Genomic DNA, 17,898 nt, shown 5'->3' with positions numbered 1-17,898 from the left:
TTCAAACTTAAAAACACAGAAAAAACACGTAATATTAATCATATGAAAATCACTACAACTATGAAAAAAGTGTTCTTTTTATTTACTCTCCTTACGATGATTTTCGTCTCGTGTGCAGAAAAAAATAAGGGAGAAGACCTCATCGAGTCAATCAAAATCAACGCAGACAAAACAACCATCACCGCGGATAACACGGATATGGTTACCGTTACTGCTGTAACCCAAAAAGATGTAGACGTGACATCGAGGGTTAACTTTACTGTCAATGGGGAAAAACTCAATGGCAATACTTTCAAAACAGACAAAGCCGGAACTTACAAATTCGTCGCGACCTTGAATGATGTGGAATCCAATGAAATCCAAGTAACTGCAGTACCAAAAGAAGCAACATTGGTATTGACCAGTGATAAGAGTACTATCCTTGCCGGAGACTACAAGGATTGGGTAGCTTTTGAGGTAAAGGAAAAAGGTGGAAAAGTTGTGACAGAAGATTGCGATATCTTCGTCAATGGAGAGCAGGTTGCGGGACATAAGTTTCGTGCCAAGGTAGAAGGAGAATACAAGGCTGTAGCAAAACGCGGCAACGAATTTTCCAACGAACTCACGATTCAAGCCAATAAGATGCAAGACATCATCCTTGAAGCAGACAAGGTGACACTTGTACTCGATGGTAAAGACAAAACAACATTTAAGGTTTACACTAAGGAAAAAGAGGATATCACCGCTAATTCTCAAATATTCATCGGTGATAATCCTATCGAAGGAAATGTTTTCGTACCGAAAGCAACAGGAAAATTTAAAGCAACAGCCAATTACAAGGGTAATAAATCCAATCAGGTTGTCATCACTGTAGAAGAACCGATAAAGTATAATCTTGTCGTGAAACCGAGCAAGAAAACACTTGTAAGTGATGGTATTGATGTAGTATCTTTCAGATGTATCAACACTTTGGACGAAGATAGAGATTTGACAGATGAAGTAAAGTTCTATCTCGATGGTAAAGAGTTGGATAGACCTTACTTTAACACCAAAGTAAACAAAGAGTTCAAGATCACAGCTAAGTTCGGCGAAGAGACAACAAAAGAGGAAGTAGCCATCACATCACAAAGTGAATATGTTGCAACCCCAAGACTCTACATGGAACTATTCACAGGAACATGGTGTCCTTATTGCCCAAGATTGATTACCCTATTGGAAAAAGTATGTGATCATCCTCAGGTCGTGGCTTCCTCACTCCACTCCGGACGAGATCCATTTACTACTGCCGATGCAGGGACAATTGGAAATGCACTGGCAGTAACCGGCTACCCGACAATCATAGTAGGAAGAGATAAAGGTCGTCGAGTCAGTAATGGAACAAGCAAAACAATCTTGAATATGATCCCCAAAACAACGCCTCTAGGTATCGCAGTCTACACAACCATTAGTGGTCAATCCATAGATGTGAGCATGACAGTCCAAAGTTCAGAAACTTTCAATGACCTAAAATGGGTAGCAATAGTCACAGAGGATGGATTGCATGCAGATCAAGCCAACGCGGTATATCCTGAACTTGGTAATCCTATACGTAATATGGAACATAGGTATGTATATCGAAAGACCTACAACTCAACAGTGTGGGGAGATCCTCTCAGCATCACTGCCAACACACCGGTCGTTAAAAAGTTCACTATACCTCTGAACGGCAACTGGAAGCCTAAAAAATGCAGCGTCTTTATACTCATCACGAAAGCAAGCGACAATACTGTCCTTACAGCACAAAAAGTAAGAGCAGGCGAAGCAGAAGGATATTGATCACTTAAATCTATCAGGAAATAATAAATTGACTTATGAAAAAATTTATATTCATTATTGTTGCGATAATGTTTGTAGGAACATTCAACACGCATGCACAAAATGTAAATATTGAAAATCTGAAAGGTGAAAAAGTATCCTTTTCAGATGTAATCAAAGGTGACAAACCTGTCGTTGTATCATTTTGGGCGACTTGGTGCAAACCATGTCTCATGGAAATGGATGCCCTCAAAGACATCAAAGAAGATTGGGAAGGTAAAATCCGAGTAGTATCAATCTCTATTGATGATTCTCGCTCCAAAAACAAAGTTCCCTCCTTTGTAAAAGGACGAAACTATCCTTTTGAAATTTATATGGATAGCAATCAGGAGCTATATAAAAAGCTCAATGTACTTAATGTGCCATTCCTCTTTATTTTCAGTAATGGAAAGCAAGTATACAAGCACAGTGGGTACAGTCCCGGTGACGAAGAATACTTAATAGAAGAGGCGATGAAGTATGTCAAGTAAGAGGTTAGAAAGAAAAAAGGATAAATATGAATAAACTAATCACAAGTTTAATCGCATCTTCAGCTCTGTGGTCGACACTTACAGTGTCGGCCCAGGAGCAGAAGAAAGACCGGGGAAACGTCCATGGCGGTATCGAGAGCAATGCGACTCTGTACAAAAAGGATGAGAGCAATCCCGATATTAAAAACTATGGGAACAATACTTATCTCAATCTCAAGTATGACTACAAAAACTTCGGTGCGGGTTTGCAGTACGAGATATTCGAGCCACCATTGAGAGGGTATCCGGAAGATCTCAAAGGAAATGGGCTGGTGCAGTACTATTTAGGCTATTCAAATGAGAAGTTAAGTGTCACAGCGGGAAGTTTCTACGAACAGTTTGGTAGCGGTCTCATATTCAGGGCCTTTGAGGAACGTTCACTCGGGATCAACAACTCACTCAGAGGGTTCAATGTCAAGTACACTCCTACTGATTGGCTCCAACTCAAGGTCATGGGAGGACAACCTCGCAAATACATCACCTATGCAGATGCAATCATCGGTGGTGGAGATGCAGATGTGACCATCTCCAGACTTTGGGAGAAAGAAGGGAAGTATGATGTCACCATCGGAGGTGCTTGGGTAACGAAGAAAAATACCAAAAACATCCCTGAATCCGTTGACCCTGATATGATGCATCTATACAGTGCTCGTGCAGGTTTCAGTGCAGGAGGTTTCAATCTCGGTGCAGAGTATACGGTTAAGGGCATGGGACAGTCTTTTTCTCCCTATGCACATAAATTCCTCAAAGAGAGTGGGACAGCTCTCCTATTCAACCTTGATTACATCCGCACAGATTTTGGGATCTCGGGAACTTTCCGACGTATCGAACACATGGATTTTCGTATAGACAACAAGCTACAAGAAATCTATGTACCGATGAACTACATACCGGCTTTGACCAAGCAACACAAGTATGCTCTCCCATCACTCTATCCTCACCAGACCAACAGTTCCGGTGAGATCGGAGGACAAGTTGATATGTACTACAACCTTACAGCAGACTGGATTGGTAAGTATCCCCTAAAGGTTGCTTTAAACATGTCATACTATAACTCTCTTGGACGAAATCCGATGGAAACCATGCCGTTTTTCGGTCGTGAGGGAGAGAAAAACTTCAGCGAAGTATCTATCGAATTAGGCAAACGCTTCTCTCGTGCAATACAGGTCAATGCAGGACTTCATTTTCAAGACATCATACATAATGCTCAGATGCATAAATCCTTTGCTCAGGTCCTGGATGTACTTTGGAAAGTAAACAAGAAAGCATCCCTACGCACGGAGTTACAACACATGAAAACAGAGATGGATGAAAAGGGCTGGATATATGGACTCGTAGAGTTTGGATTTGCCCCACACTTCACCCTCTATGGAAGTGACATGTACAGCTATGCTGCCGAAAATAAGGAACACTACTACAGTGTCGGAGCAAGCTTTACCTACAAGAGTTTCCGTCTGATGACCAGCTATGGACGTAGTAGAGCAGGAGTACAGTGCGTCGGTGGTATCTGTCGCTATGTACCCGAGTATACAGGGCTTACAGCTAATCTGTCTTATGTCTTCTGATGTAGACGATGATAGTAGCTAACAATAAAAATTACCCCCAAGGTTCGGAATACCTTCAGGGGTAATTTATTTTTGTAGCTATCTAATAAAACTCAGGGTAAAGGTAATACGACAGGCACAATCCCATTAAATCGGTTGACTTAGTTTTTTATTAATGTCCAATAAAGTTTTTCAAGGAGACATTAGTTTTATCACCTCATTAGCAGCATGCTCTGAGGCTCTCTGAGGAGTTTCAAGTCGATCCTTTATTTCCCGATACTCTTTCAACATCTTACTCATTCGATGCTTATCTTGGAGCAGAGATCTAAGCTCCGATACGATATTTCCGACACGGAATTTTCCGCCATACAGTTCCTTTACCACCTCTTTTTCAGCAACAATATTCACCAACGAGATATAAGGAATAGCGAAGAAGTTTCGAAAAACAAAGTTTGCCAATCCCCCACCCTTTACGGCATAGCAAACAACCTGAGGTGTGCCGATCAGAGCAGTCTCCAAAGTTGCAGTCCCGGAAGTGACAAGTGCCACAGCCGCATGCTTTATCAGTCTATAAGTCTCACCATGATGTACTGTGGCTCTGTGTATGCCCTTGATGTTTTCATAGACTCTTGGATCTATACCTGGAGCTGCAGTCACAACAACCTCGTAGTCCGGAAAGTGAGAGGCTGCCTCAAGCATGGCCGGTAAGTTCGATCTGATCTCAGAAATCCTGCTGCCGGGCACCAATGCTATGTATGGTTTACTCAAAAGTGGCTGCTCTATGGAATTGTAGTCAAATTCCCTGATTGCATCAAGAGAAGGATTACCCACGTATTTCACTTGAGAGAGACCATTTTTCTCAAGGAAGCTCTTTTCAAACGGAAAGATGCACAGCACCAAATCAGTGTGCGTTTGTAAAGTCTTCACTCTCCCCTTTTTCCACGCCCAGACTTTCGGGGGGATGTAATAGACACATTTGGCAGAAGGGAGCTGAGTCTTTATGAATGGAAGCACATATCTGAAGTTGAATCCTGCATAATCGATGCAGATTACAACGTCGGGAGAGAAAGCCCGGAGAGAGTGTTGAACCCTATGTGCTCCTCGTCTGATATCTCCCATATGCTTAAGGACCTCGATAAAGCCCATAAAAGCAAGTTCTTCAGATTTCATCACACACGTTCCTCCGACTTCACGCATCATCGAACCTCCGACATACATGAACTCAGCGCTGCTATCTTGAGCCTTGAGAGCTTTCATCATGTTTGAGGCATGAAGATCTGCACTCGCCTCACCGACAACGAAAAAGTACTTCATCCGTTACTTATCGAAAATAAAAAGGGAAGGGCTTCAAGCCTCTTCCCAATGTTTAATCTTCTGTATCACTTCATAGTCAGTCACATCGATACTACATGGGACAACCGTGGCATATCCCTTTTCGAGGAGCATAATGTCGGTATTTTTGTTGACCGGATCATGCACCTTCAACTCACCGGAGAGCCAATAAACATCTCTATTTGTAGGCGTCTTATGCTTGATATACTCGTTGTAAAAGCGACCATCAGCCTGACTACAAACCTTCAACCCTCTTACGACCGGGACATTGGGGACATTAACATTGAGATAAATTCCCTTAGGCAGTCCCTCCTTGAGCAGGCGACGAGCCAGCATTCGGGCATAACGACAACTATCCAAGAAGTCATCCTCTTGATTGCCTTGAAGCAAAGAGATTGCAAATGATGGGATATTAAAAATACACCCCTCGATGGCAGCACCCAAAGTACCGGAATAGTTTACAGAGATACCTTGATTTCCACCATGATTGATACCTGCAATCACCAGGTCAGGCATATCCGTGACAATCTCATTGAGAGCAAGTTTGACACAATCGGCGGGAGTACCGCTACAGCTATACATCGTGATTCCGGGATCTGTGCGGACGCAGTCATAGTGAATAGGTACGCTTGTAGTGATCGCACTCGAGCTTCCACTACGAGGCTTATCCGGAGCTATGACAGTGATATCACCAATGTCTTGGAGAGCTATGATCAACTCTTCCAGCCCTTTGGCAAACACACCATCATCATTTGAAAGAAGTATATTAGGGCGTTTTGTCATAATATTTCAGACCCGATATTTTATTTTTCCAGTATCTCAATAAGTTCGACCTCGAAAACAAGTGTAGAAAACCCCGGGATAACTCCCATATAATCATACTGCTTGTATCCCAATTGCCAAGGTATCACGACTTCCCATTTGTCACCTACGGACATATTTTGAAGGGCAATCTGCACACCCTTGATAAGTGAGAGCTGAGGTGATCCTGAAGGTTCTTTATCTTGAATTCTGAGAGGCGTAGGACTCTTACCTTTATGTTGAAAGACCTGCCCCTGAGCGATCAAAGGTGTAACATCCTTGAGAGCCTTGACCTCATCCAGTTCAAGAAGTTGAAGTGCAGGTATCACGCCTTTCAAAAAGACACTTACTCTACTATTTTGTAGAGGCTTTTCGTCCTTGAGCTCAGCAGGACCTGTGGCAAGGACTTTATAGTATATCGGATACTCTTCATGTAGAAACCTCAGCTCTTTATACCTTGTGTCTTTACTTACAAGATCTACAAATGCCTCGTTTTTCTTCTGATACTCGGTCACAACCTCGACGACCGTCTCATTACAGCTCGTGAGCAGAAAGGCAAAGGTCAAAGTCACAAGCCATCCGATCTTTATTATATACTTACTCATAGCGAATATTGTTAGAGTTAGATACCGATGAGAGACATCTTACAGTTCGGAGAGCAGACTCTTCATGCTCACCTTTTCTCCGATGATCTCTTTCAACTGTGAAATGGGCACGCGTTCCTGACGCATATCGTCCCTGTATCTGATGGTAACCATGTTGTCAGTGAGAGTCTCATGATCGATGGTCACACAGAAAGGTGTTCCCATAGCATCCTGACGACGATAGCGACGACCGATAGAGTCTTTCTCATCATATTGACATGCGAAGTCATACTTCAATTCATCAATGATCTTCCGTGCAACTTCGGGCAATCCATCCTTACGAACCAACGGTAATACAGCCAACTTGATAGGAGCAAGAGGAGCAGGGAACTTGAGCACGACACGAGTTTCGCCATTTTCCAACTCTTCTTCCTCGTAGGATGCCGAAAGAATACTCAAAAACAATCGATCGACACCGATAGAAGTCTCGACCACATATGGGACATAACTATCGTTGAGTTCAGGATCAAAATATCTCAGTTTTTTACCACTGTATTGTTCGTGACTTGACAAGTCAAAGTCTGTACGAGAGTGAATACCCTCAACTTCCTTGAAGCCGAAAGGCATCTCAAACTCAATATCAGTGGCCGCATTGGCATAGTGCGCAAGCTTCTCATGATCATGGAATCGATATTTCTCTGCTCCGAAGCCCAGGTTTTGGTGCCACTTCATACGAGTCTCCTTCCACTTCTCAAACCACTCGAGCTCACTACCGGGACGCACAAAAAACTGCATCTCCATCTGCTCGAATTCGCGCATACGGAAGATAAACTGACGAGCAACGATCTCATTGCGGAAGGCCTTACCTATCTGAGCGATACCAAATGGTATCTTCGTGCGCCCACTTTTTTGGACGTTCAAGTAATTGACAAATATACCTTGCGCAGTCTCCGGACGGAGATATACCTTCATCGCACCATCGGCAGTAGAGCCCATCTCTGTAGCAAACATGAGATTGAACTGACGCACCTCTGTCCAGTTTTTTGTCCCACTGATAGGGCACACGATCTCACAGTCGATGATGATCTGACGCAACTCATTGAGGTCATTGTCATTGAGAGCTTTTGCAAAACGGTCATGAATTGCGGCTTTTTGCTCTGTAATCTCCAAAACCTTTGGCGACGTCGAACGATACTGAGCTTCATCGAAAGAGTCTCCAAATCTTTTTCTTGCCTTTTGGACTTCTTTCTCAATCTTCTCATCAAGCTTTGCCAAATGATCTTCGATGAGGACATCCGCTCTGTAACGTTTCTTGGACTCCTTATTGTCAATCAATGGGTCATTGAAGGCATCGACGTGTCCCGAAGCTTTCCAGATCGTAGGGTGCATGAAGACGGCAGAGTCAATCCCTACCACATTTTCATTGAGGAGGGTCATGCTGTCCCACCAGTATTTCTTGATATTATTTTTGAGTTCGACCCCATTCTGCCCGTAGTCATAGACAGCTCCGAGACCGTCATAGATCTCAGATGAAGGGAAGACAAATCCGTATTCTTTACAGTGTGAAACAATCTTCTTGAAAAGATTTTCTTGTGACATAGTGCTATCCTAAAGTTGATGATACCGGCACTTTTCGCCCCCTTATGAGCGATGTCTCCGGTTTATGTTGTTTATATTTTACAATACCAATCACAAAGATAACCAAAAGAAAGCAATACGTCCGATATATAGAGCACGAACTTTGCAAGCCGAAAGAGGGGGCTGAAAAAGTTGTCTAACCTTCGAAATCAAGGTAGTGAACCTTTGATCGAAAGTTCACTACCTTGATTTCGAAGGTTCACTATCTTGTTTTGGGACTGATATCAGACATGAAGTGATCAAGGGTAAAACAAGGATTGGGGCTCTTTCCAAGAAAAACCACCCCATTTCGCCTAAAAAACATCAGTCTCCCTTGCGAATTAAAAAACTTGTCGTATATTTGCACTCACAAAACGGGAACTAATGATGGTTTGACCAAAAGAGGTTACCATAACATAATGAAAAAGTGTATGCGCAGGTGGTGAAATTGGTATACACGCTACTTTGAGGGGGTAGTGCCGGTTCCGGCGTGTGAGTTCGAGTCTCATCCTGCGCACAAAAGCGACAAATATAAAACATTTGTCGCTTTTTGTTTTCATACCTATTCGGTAAAAACGAAAGAGTCCGTGTCATAAAATATGCTTATGACACGGACTCTTAGTTTTTATTACATCTGAATCTTCCAAATTATGAGAGTAGTATCCGGAAATATTTATGGAAAGACACATAATAAAGACACTCAAAATATAGCTGAAAATCAACAATAATAACTTCCGTTTTCCACCCTACCCATATGCGCACTATCTACGAGGTATAGATCTCGGATGTCCTCCTCCGGGCCTACCTCTTGAAAAGCCACTATTGGACTTGGGCTCATTCCCCTTACCAAAGCTATTGAAACGATACTTGAATGTCAGCATACCGTACGTACCGATGGTATTGACAGTTCTATCTGTTATGGATGTAGACGTAATCATTCGTGAAAATGGATCTCGCTGTCCCAAGATGTCAAAGACGGAAATCTCTATCGTAGCCGCATTACCTCTCAGGAAGCTCTTTCCGAGAGAAACATCCCATAGATAAATGTCTTTGTCCAAGCCACCCGAATATCCGGATTTGTGCGTATAGACGAGATTGGAAGTAAGTTCAAAACTCCAAGGCAGACTCCAATTGATTTCATTGGAGAGGGAGTGGTCAATGACCCTGCGATCCAGATTGGTTGCTACACTGTTGGATGCCATCTGCCAAGCACCCCTTGCACCCAAAGAGACCGAAAGATCCTGCCCTCTCCAAGTCAACTTCGGAGCAATCATGGGAGTAAAGATATTTGCTGTATTCAATTCATCATTGATATATGCTTTGGTCCTTTCATATCCAAATCGCCCGAATGCGGAGAGAGACCAAGGAGAGCGTCCGAATGGAAGAGATGCCATCATTCCCAGCCCGACATTGACCAGTCCACTGACATTTTCAAAAGTCGTGTTGACAGCACCCGTCTCAGGATCTATCGTGCGACGATCGACGATGGCGTTATCGGTCAGAGAGGCACGCCCCATGATACCGAAAGTACGTCTCTTGGAGGGACTATTGTAGTTACCCATAAACCTCAGGGAGTGAGAAAAAGATGGCAAAAGATCGGGATTACCTGTGACCTTACTCAGAGGAGAATTGATCACAACAGCGGGATTCAACTGATCCATAGAGGCATGCGAAGTCCGCCCGCTGTACCTAAGATTGAAAGATATACTATCACTGCTCCTGTACTCGATCCTCACCGAAGGAGCATAGTTCCAAACTACACGGGATTTATTGAACACCTCCCTATTACCTATTGTCGAGATAGTGCCGGCATATGATGGACGAGCATCTATACCGAAGGTGATGTGAGAACGATCAACCTTATATCTTAGATTGATCCCCACACTATGATTACGGAATGTACTTGTCGAACCTCTCGTGTAGACCTCATCCAAGATCGTGTACTGCCCATTTGTATCTTTATTGTAAGCCTCACGCCGGTTGTCTCGGTGGCGAGCCTCAAGTCTGTAAACCAACTGCATAGCCCAGTATTTGCTCAATGGCTCGATATAAGATGATCTGAGGATAAAGCCTCCGGCCTTGTTGGAGTTGTTCAGACTTTGATCAATCTTTTCGGAAGGCTTTCCTTCTCGGAAAAATTCTGTCGTGAGGATATTGCTACCGGAGCCTTCAGTCTGATTTATGCTTCCCTCAAGGCCAATGTAAACATGACGCCCTCTGGAATTGAGCGTACGACTGAGGTGCAACGACATTTGACCATCGATATTATCATTGTTACTTGTCCTGAGAGATGCTCCCTTGTTGATCAAGACATTGTCTTGACTACGTGTTTCAAAAGCCTGAGTGGACTCAGTCCTACCTCTAGACCAGGAGAACTCGGGAGTAAAAAATATGGTAGTCATCGAATCGGGACGCCACTCCATACGAGAGAGAGCTGAGAGACGATTGTTTCGAGTCAAATCACGGTAGTCCTCCGTGTAGATATTACGCTTCTGTTGTCCGAGAAGATTTTCTCTCATCACAGATCCGGATCGATCATTATTTTCACCATCATATCCGACCTCAGCGGTGAGTTCAAATGTCTTGCCCAAAGACGTCTCATAGTTGAACCCTACCCTACGTGTATCTCTGTCACCTTCTCCTGAAAGGATCCCTTCGGTATTGTTAAAGTTTCCGAGCAAAGAGTAACGAGAATGCTTATCAAAAAAGTTCAACATCGCATCACCGGTATAGCGTCGTTCAGTACCGTAGCCACCGTTTATGTTGGCCACAAAACCTTTCTTCATATCAGGCTTGATACTGAGGTTCAAGACCTTTGTGCGTGTACCGTCATCCATACCTGTGAGGATTGACTCATCGCTTTGTTTATCCACAACCTGCACTCTATCTACCATGAGAGAGGGGAGATTACGAGTAGTTTTCTTGGGGTCATCGGAGAAGAAGTTGCGTCCATCCACCTCTATCTTCTGTATCTTTTCCCCATTATAAGAGATATTGCCATCCGCATCTACCTCGACACCGGGAAGCTTCTTTAAGAGCTCCTCGATATTGGCACCCTCCCTCACTTTGAAAGCTGCAGCATTAAACTCCACAGTATCCTGCTTGAGCACTATCGGCCTCACACGACCGGTCACCTGCAACTCCTTGAGCGTAGTCTCATCAGGAGTCATCTTGAGACGCCCCAGATTGACCTTTCTCACCTTAGAGAGAGATAGAGCCTTCTCTATGTTGTTGTATCCTACAAATGTGATAATCAAGCGATAGTCTCCTGCTGAAAGTTGCCCAAGTGAAAAAACGCCTTGTCCATCGGTAGTTGTCCCTTTGACAAGCTTTCCGTCACCTTTGTTCATCAATCGAACCGTGACGGCAGGCATAGCCTCCCCCCCATTGGCAGCATCTGAAACTGTCCCTATCAATTCGTAATAGTCTACAGAATTTTGAGCCGGCAAAAGGCATGGCAATAAAAATAAAAGAAGGACTCCCCAAAGGAGTTGCCTTAGCAATGTGAATGACTGATTCATATTCACGCGGTGTTGTTTTAGTATATTCTGTGAAGTTGCTATTGGGGAGACTACCAAAAACATCAATAGGTTTAATTTGCTACTTATATTTTTGATAAATAATGACACTGTAATCCTTAAGCCGGACAAATAAAAAGTCTGTCGTTTAGCAGTGCCAAACGACAGACTTTTACTACCGTGGAATCTAAAAAATCCTCAGATATTACTTAGAAGTATTACATTTTGATCGGTAGACCCGAACGGATATGAATATCCCTCTGTGGGTAAGGTATCTCTACACCGTGCTTGGCAAACTCGCCAAAGATCTCGTAGTACAATTCGCTTTTGAGGACAATCGGCCTCTGTATGTATGAAGATGTCCAAACGACCAGTTCAAACTTCAAAGAATTATCCCCATACTCGACAAACCAAAAGTCAGGAGCGGGATGCTGAAGTACTCCCGGGTGTTTCTTTGCAATCCCCAACACAATCTCCTTGACCTGAGCAGGATTTTCTTTGTAGGAAACTCCGACGGGATAATGAAAGCGAACCAACCTATCATTATGAGACCAGTTGGTGACATTACCGTTTATAAACTCGTTGTTGGGGATGATGACTGAAATATTGTCATTGGTGACTATCGTCGTGGAGCGCATAGATATCTCTACAACATCGCCTGAGACATTTCCGACTTGGATGCGGTCACCGACCTTAATGGGACGCTCAAAAAGGATAATAATCCCGGAAACAAAGTTGCTCGTAATATTTTGCAACCCAAAACCGAGACCGACCCCAAGTGCCCCAAGCAACCAACTGAAAGCCCCAAGACTGAATCCTGCAGAGTCAAAAATAAGCACAAATCCGGCAACGAGTACACAATACCTGATGATAGAAACTATCGCAAGTCGAGTCCCCCTCTCACTGATACGTCTCCCTAAAACATGGCGATCAAGAAGGAGGCTTAACTTCCGAGTCCCCCAAACAAGTAATAAGGACGCAATGAGTACATAGAGGAGTGTCAAGACCGTAAAATTACTGCCCTGCACATCAAATACTACAAAGTGCATCACATCTTTGAGTTTCTTCCAAAATTCTTCCATACCCTTCACTTTTGTTGTTTATCTGCGTAGATATAGCGAAAAAACGATGAGATAAATAGCTCCCCAGAGGGGAACAAGAATAAAAATATTGCACGCTCCATATATCAAGTATCCCCCTGGCACAATACTAAATCGACTCAAACTGATGTGTACTGAAAAAAGATTGTACAAGTTGAAACATCAAGGTAAATTCCGCAATTGATTAAAGCAGACACATCTATTTAGAAAACACCTTATAGTCGTCCGATTCCTGTCGAGCCGGATATATAAAACTGATAGGATAAGTCAAAAACACAGAAGCCCGACATAGAGTATGTCGGGCTTCTGTGTTTTGAGAGGGTGCAAAAAGAAAACAATAAACACCTAATGATACAGAGTTGAGTACCCATGCCCCAAAAGGCAAATCAAAATGCCTAAAAACAGCACCTAAAATATCTCAACCACCCTCTGAACACACTGCAAAAACGCTGCTAAAAGGTTACCTATGTTTACAGACAATCTGATCCTTATACGAGAGATTGATTATTTTGTATTTCTGAGCGCCGACTTTTGGCAAAATGCGTCGGTAAAAAATCGAAATCTTGGACAGTTTGTCCTCTAAGTCATCAAGATCATCGATTACAAAAATGTAATCTCCTACTCTCGGATAGAGGTGCAATTCATGATCAGATACAACGTGAATAGCTCCGATAAACTCACGCCATTTCTTATGCTCTTTGAGAAAGATCCCCAAAGGGAAAAGTACTCCGGTAGCAATCTCTTTGGTGACAGCACCTGTCACAAGAGGCACATGAGCTGAAGCTCCTGCTCTATTGGCAAAAACATACCCTTCATCATCAATATAATAAGACTGACCTCCAACGTAATATCGTATGAGGGGGCATCTCTCGGTAATATTGATATTCATCGCCCTCCCCATAGGAGCAATGTATGCAGACACCTTGGAAATATAGGGAGAATTGGCCAAAAGCAGGCTCTCGACTTTGTGAGCATTCACTTCTCGCGCAACAGTATCCTTGGCGTTGAAAGGCAGAAGAGACAGCACATCGTTGGTAGAGAGAAATGTATACTCAGAATCAGCATGATACACTCGAACCGTCGTCTTACTTGGAATCATGATGCGTTCTTTACTGCCATCGCTTATCTGCCGAATAGCATAAAACAGAGTGTAACCCACCAAGGCCAAGCACACAACGACACCCAAAAATCTCAAGAGTCTATACAAGTACTTCATCCCATTTATTGATATTTTTTGGTCATCAGATATTCTTTTACCTTGGGCACCTCAAACTCTATATCGCCGGCTCCCATCATGACAAGTACATCAAAGTGATGTTTACTTAACTCTTGGATAAGGTCGGCTTTGGAAACCACACACTTTGACTCCTTATCTATATACTTGAGAATAGAGTGCGAACTTATGCCCGGTATGGGCAATTCTCTTGCAGGATAGATATCAAGGAGGATGATATCATCACACTGACTGAGACTCTCCCCAAACTCTCGCTGAAAGTCAGCAGTACGACTATATAAGTGAGGCTGAAAGACGACTGTTATTTCCTTATCGGGATAGAGTTTCTTTATTGAAGATAAAGAGGCTTCTATCTCCTCGGGGTGATGAGCATAATCATCGAGGAGTATTGGATACTGAGGGGATGTCAACACCCGCTCAAAACGCCTGTGAACACCTCTGAACGAGCTCAAGCCCGATCTCAGTTCTGCCTCCGCACATCCACAATCCTTTGCAACAGCAAGAGCTGCCGTCGCATTGACGACATTGATTTCGATGGGTGTCCCTATGGTCATATCCTTGTATACACCATCCGGATGATACCAGTCAAAAAACAATTCGCCCCCCTCGTAACGAATATTATCATACCGATATTCGGAAGTAGACAATGAACCATACCGCATAACCCGAGTACCCGGCCCCACCTTGGGAGTGATATTCGTCTCCTTATCATGCATAAGTACAAGCCCACCGTCCGTGGTCAAAGACGCAAAATATTCAAAGGCCTCAGTAAAAGCAGCTGCATCACCATAAATATCAAGGTGATCAGGCTTGGTAGATGTAATGATGGACATAAAAGGCCTGAGTCGATGAAATGAACGATCATATTCGTCCGCCTCAACGACAACGTAAGGACTACGCTCATCAAGCAACAGATTAGAGTCATGATTGAGTGAGACTCCCCCAAGAAATGCGTTGGCCCCGACATGAGATTGTGAAAGCAAATGCGCTAAAAGGGTGCTGGTCGTAGTTTTACCATGCGTACCTGCTACACAAAGAGCCTTTGATCCGGCTGTGATGAAGCCAAGTATTTCGGAACGTTTATGAAAAGTAATCCCTTTGCCTTCATAATAGAGACGAACATTATTATCTTGAGGAATAGCCGGGGTATACACAACGAGACAATCATCCCCCTTGAAAACTTCAGGGATCAAGGCATCATCATCTATATAAATGACTTGTGCTCCCTGAGCAACAAGACTTTGGGTGATGGGAGTCTCGACGCGATCATACCCCCCCACTGTATAACCGTAGTGGATGAAGTAGCGGGCTATAGCACTCATTCCTATTCCTCCTATTCCGATAAAAAATATAGAACGAGGAGATACAACACCTTCAATTATATTGATATCCTGCTTCATCTCAGCGATTTTCTTTTTGTGATATAATAAGTTCGATTTCGTCAACAATGCGCCGGGCGGAATTTTTCAATGCCAGTTTTGCGATATTTTCAGCCAACATCTCACGACGGTCTTGATCCCCAATTGTTTCAAGAAGTAACGGCACAAGCTGCTCCCTCGCATCACAGTCTCTGACCATCAAGGCAGCTCCTTCATTGACAAGAGCCATGGCATTTTTGGTCTGATGATCCTCAGATACGTTGGGAGATGGAACAAGGATGACGGGCAAACCAAGCAGGCAAAACTCTGATATAGAACCTGCTCCGGCTCTTGAAACGACAAGATCGGCAACAGAAAAAGCCAAATCCATCCGATACACAAAATCCGTGACTGAAATATTATCACAATCGCCCAATGCAGAAAGCTCGGCTCTTGCTTTAGTGATATAACCCTTACCTGTCTGCCATATGATCTGAATATCGGTACGCCGGCTCAACTCTTGCAATGCATTGGATACGCTCTCATTGATGGTTCTTGCTCCAAGACTGCCTCCGATTACAAGGATTGTCTTACGATCTGATCTGAGTTTGAAATACTCGTAAGCCTCTGTAGCGTGCCGACCGACCTCAAAGAGATATTGTCGTATAGGATTACCTGTCAGGATAATTCTCTCTTCCGGGAAAAAGCGCTCCATTCCCTTGTAGGCCACGCAGACTTTCTTAGCACGACGTCCTACGATCTTGTTGGTGACACCGGCATATGAGTTTTGCTCTTGCACGAGAGTCGGCACACCCAAAAGGTTTGCCATGATCAGCGTAGGTGCGCTTGCATACCCTCCTACCCCTATAGCTATATCAGGAGCAAAGTCCTTGATTACCTTTCGTACAGAAAAAAGGCTCTTGACAAGGCGGTATATGATTGCTATATTTTTGTGCAACCGTTTACGCTCCAGCCCCTTGACAGGCAAAGTAAAGATCTCGTACCCGGCAGCAGGCACCTTCTCTTCTTCCATACGCCCCTTGGCTCCGACAAAAAGGATATCGGCCTGAGGATCACGGCGCCTTATCTCGTTGGCAATGGAAAGAGCCGGAAAGATATGTCCCCCCGTTCCTCCGCCACTGATGATATATTTACGCTTTCTCATTGTATACAAAGTTAATTAGCCTGCTCCTCTTCCTCCATCTCTTGAAAATCAGGCACGACATCCGTCTCGACATGATTTCCACTTACCTCTGCAAGCCTATGTTCACGCTCCTGCTCCGCAGCATTGCTGACGGAAAGTAGTACAGCAAAGTAAGCAGCAGTTATGATGTACGACGTTCCCCCTCTACTTATAAATGGCAAAGGTTGTCCCGTAACCGGGAATACACCGGTAGCCACCAACATATTGACCAAGGCTTGCAAAGTAATGGCCAAACCAATCCCCATAAGCATCAACTTCAGATACATGCTATTGGTACGTCTCGATATAATGGCTATACGAAAAAACAGCATGATATATAAGAATAACACCACAGCACTACCCATCAGACCATACTCCTCCACAATCATTGCATAGATGAAGTCCGAATATGGCTGAGGCAAGAAATATCTTGCTTCGCTATTACCGGGTCCTACGCCGGTGATGCCTCCACGAGCCATCGCTTTTTTTGACTGAACAATCTGATAGTCTTTATTTTCCATGTCCAGTTTCTTCTCTCCGCTATCATCAGTAGACTTAAAAAATCTCTCGATGCGGGCCTTTCCGGTCTCAAGACGCCCTTTCCCCTTGAGTACGGAAGAAGGGGTCAGAAGTAGAACTGTGAGTCCCAATGTCCCGACAACGAGTGCTCCAAGTCCGGTCATCAACATCATCCGTCTATTGGCTTGAGCAATCACCCCCATCAGGAAGATAACGAGAGAGATAAAGAGGGCCGTAGATATATTCTCTATAAAGATAAGTACAACAATAATACCAACAGGGAGCATGACGGAGATAAATGTCCGTTTGTCTGCATGATCAGGCTTCCCAAACCTGAATGCAGCAAAGTTGATGGCAGCAAATCTCGCAATCTCAGAGGGCTGAAACTCTATCCCCATGATCTCCAGCCAGCGTTTTCCATCGTTGCGCTCCACCCCCATGACAAAAACGGCCAGCAGCAGCACTATCGAAATGAGGACGAGCAACCTTGACATCCCTGCAAAAACACGTGTAGGGATACGTGCCCCCACCAGACACACCAAAAAGGCCATGAAGACATGGGATGAGTGGCGTAAGATCGGGCCATAAAAGCTACTTCCTCGCTGTTCGCTCAAAAAAGCGATATTGCTCGTCGCGGAAAAAACCATGACGATGGAGATAAACATAAATCCCAAGATGACATACCAAATGGTCTTGTCTCCTTTGAAAATAAACTGAAAAAAACGATGCATAAGGGTAACTTATCTTTGCTACGAAAAAGGCTGTC

The 17,898-nt window shown here is 43.8% G+C and carries 13 protein-coding genes and 1 tRNA gene; 4 read left to right on the top strand and 10 right to left on the bottom strand.

The features are described 5' to 3' along the window. Positions 1-60: 60 nt before the first annotated feature. The 3 genes from Q4A14_RS00745 to Q4A14_RS00735 are packed head-to-tail and all read left to right on the top strand — an operon-like array spanning position 61 to position 3,907. On the top strand, positions 61-1,794 hold the full coding sequence (locus Q4A14_RS00745; protein ID WP_303169212.1) for an Omp28-related outer membrane protein: 1,734 nt from the start codon (positions 61-63) through the stop codon (positions 1,792-1,794). A gap of 35 nt (positions 1,795-1,829) precedes the next feature. Then, positions 1,830-2,303, top strand: coding sequence for a TlpA disulfide reductase family protein (locus tag Q4A14_RS00740; protein WP_303169210.1), 474 nt, complete (start codon positions 1,830-1,832; stop codon positions 2,301-2,303). A 26-nt stretch (positions 2,304-2,329) separates the two neighbouring features. Beyond that, positions 2,330-3,907 carry a DUF6029 family protein gene (locus tag Q4A14_RS00735; protein ID WP_303169209.1) on the top strand — a complete coding sequence of 526 codons (1,578 nt, stop codon included), beginning with the start codon at positions 2,330-2,332 and terminating at the stop codon, positions 3,905-3,907. A 171-nt stretch (positions 3,908-4,078) separates the two neighbouring features. On the opposite strand, the gene lpxB is transcribed toward Q4A14_RS00735, so the two are convergent. Genes lpxB through Q4A14_RS00715 form a run of 4 tightly spaced genes read right to left on the bottom strand, consistent with a single transcriptional unit; the run spans position 4,079 to position 8,202 of the window. Continuing rightward, positions 4,079-5,200 carry a lipid-A-disaccharide synthase gene (gene lpxB / locus Q4A14_RS00730; RefSeq protein ID WP_303169208.1) on the bottom strand — a complete coding sequence of 374 codons (1,122 nt, stop codon included), beginning with the start codon at positions 5,198-5,200 and terminating at the stop codon, positions 4,079-4,081. A 33-nt stretch (positions 5,201-5,233) separates the two neighbouring features. Beyond that, positions 5,234-6,004 carry a 5'/3'-nucleotidase SurE gene (gene surE / locus Q4A14_RS00725; protein ID WP_303169260.1) on the bottom strand — a complete coding sequence of 257 codons (771 nt, stop codon included), beginning with the start codon at positions 6,002-6,004 and terminating at the stop codon, positions 5,234-5,236. 17 nt (positions 6,005-6,021) lie between these two features. Next, positions 6,022-6,624, bottom strand: a complete 603-nt coding sequence (locus Q4A14_RS00720) for an FKBP-type peptidyl-prolyl cis-trans isomerase (protein ID WP_303169207.1) — start codon at positions 6,622-6,624, stop codon at positions 6,022-6,024. A 39-nt stretch (positions 6,625-6,663) separates the two neighbouring features. Beyond that, positions 6,664-8,202 carry a glycine--tRNA ligase gene (locus Q4A14_RS00715; protein WP_303169206.1) on the bottom strand — a complete coding sequence of 513 codons (1,539 nt, stop codon included), beginning with the start codon at positions 8,200-8,202 and terminating at the stop codon, positions 6,664-6,666. A gap of 451 nt (positions 8,203-8,653) precedes the next feature. Here Q4A14_RS00715 and Q4A14_RS00710 point away from each other — a divergent pair. Continuing rightward, positions 8,654-8,737: transfer RNA gene (locus Q4A14_RS00710), tRNA-Leu, on the top strand. Between the two features lie 244 nt (positions 8,738-8,981). Here the strand turns inward: Q4A14_RS00710 and Q4A14_RS00705 are convergent. The 6 genes from Q4A14_RS00705 to Q4A14_RS00680 form a co-directional block, all read right to left on the bottom strand. After that, entirely contained in the window at positions 8,982-11,741 is a 2,760-nt protein-coding gene (locus Q4A14_RS00705) for a TonB-dependent receptor (RefSeq protein WP_303169205.1), read from the bottom strand. A 215-nt stretch (positions 11,742-11,956) separates the two neighbouring features. After that, a complete protein-coding gene (locus Q4A14_RS00700; protein ID WP_303169203.1) occupies positions 11,957-12,820 on the bottom strand; it encodes a mechanosensitive ion channel family protein in 864 nt (287 codons plus the stop codon). 478 nt (positions 12,821-13,298) lie between these two features. Continuing rightward, positions 13,299-14,054, bottom strand: coding sequence for a cell division protein FtsQ/DivIB (locus tag Q4A14_RS00695; RefSeq protein ID WP_303169201.1), 756 nt, complete (start codon positions 14,052-14,054; stop codon positions 13,299-13,301). Between the two features lie 5 nt (positions 14,055-14,059). Next, on the bottom strand, positions 14,060-15,472 hold the full coding sequence (gene murC, locus Q4A14_RS00690; protein WP_303169199.1) for a UDP-N-acetylmuramate--L-alanine ligase: 1,413 nt from the start codon (positions 15,470-15,472) through the stop codon (positions 14,060-14,062). Position 15,473: 1 nt separating this feature from the next. Then, positions 15,474-16,595 carry an undecaprenyldiphospho-muramoylpentapeptide beta-N-acetylglucosaminyltransferase gene (gene murG / locus Q4A14_RS00685; RefSeq protein WP_303169197.1) on the bottom strand — a complete coding sequence of 374 codons (1,122 nt, stop codon included), beginning with the start codon at positions 16,593-16,595 and terminating at the stop codon, positions 15,474-15,476. Between the two features lie 11 nt (positions 16,596-16,606). Further along, entirely contained in the window at positions 16,607-17,863 is a 1,257-nt protein-coding gene (locus Q4A14_RS00680) for an FtsW/RodA/SpoVE family cell cycle protein (protein ID WP_303169196.1), read from the bottom strand. Between the last annotated feature and the right edge of the window lie 35 nt (positions 17,864-17,898).

Source organism: Porphyromonas sp. (assembly GCF_030529325.1).
GTDB lineage: Bacteria > Bacteroidota > Bacteroidia > Bacteroidales > Porphyromonadaceae > Porphyromonas_A.
The sequence above is the reverse complement of the archived record's forward strand: the minus strand, read 5'-3'. Positions and strand labels throughout refer to the sequence as shown.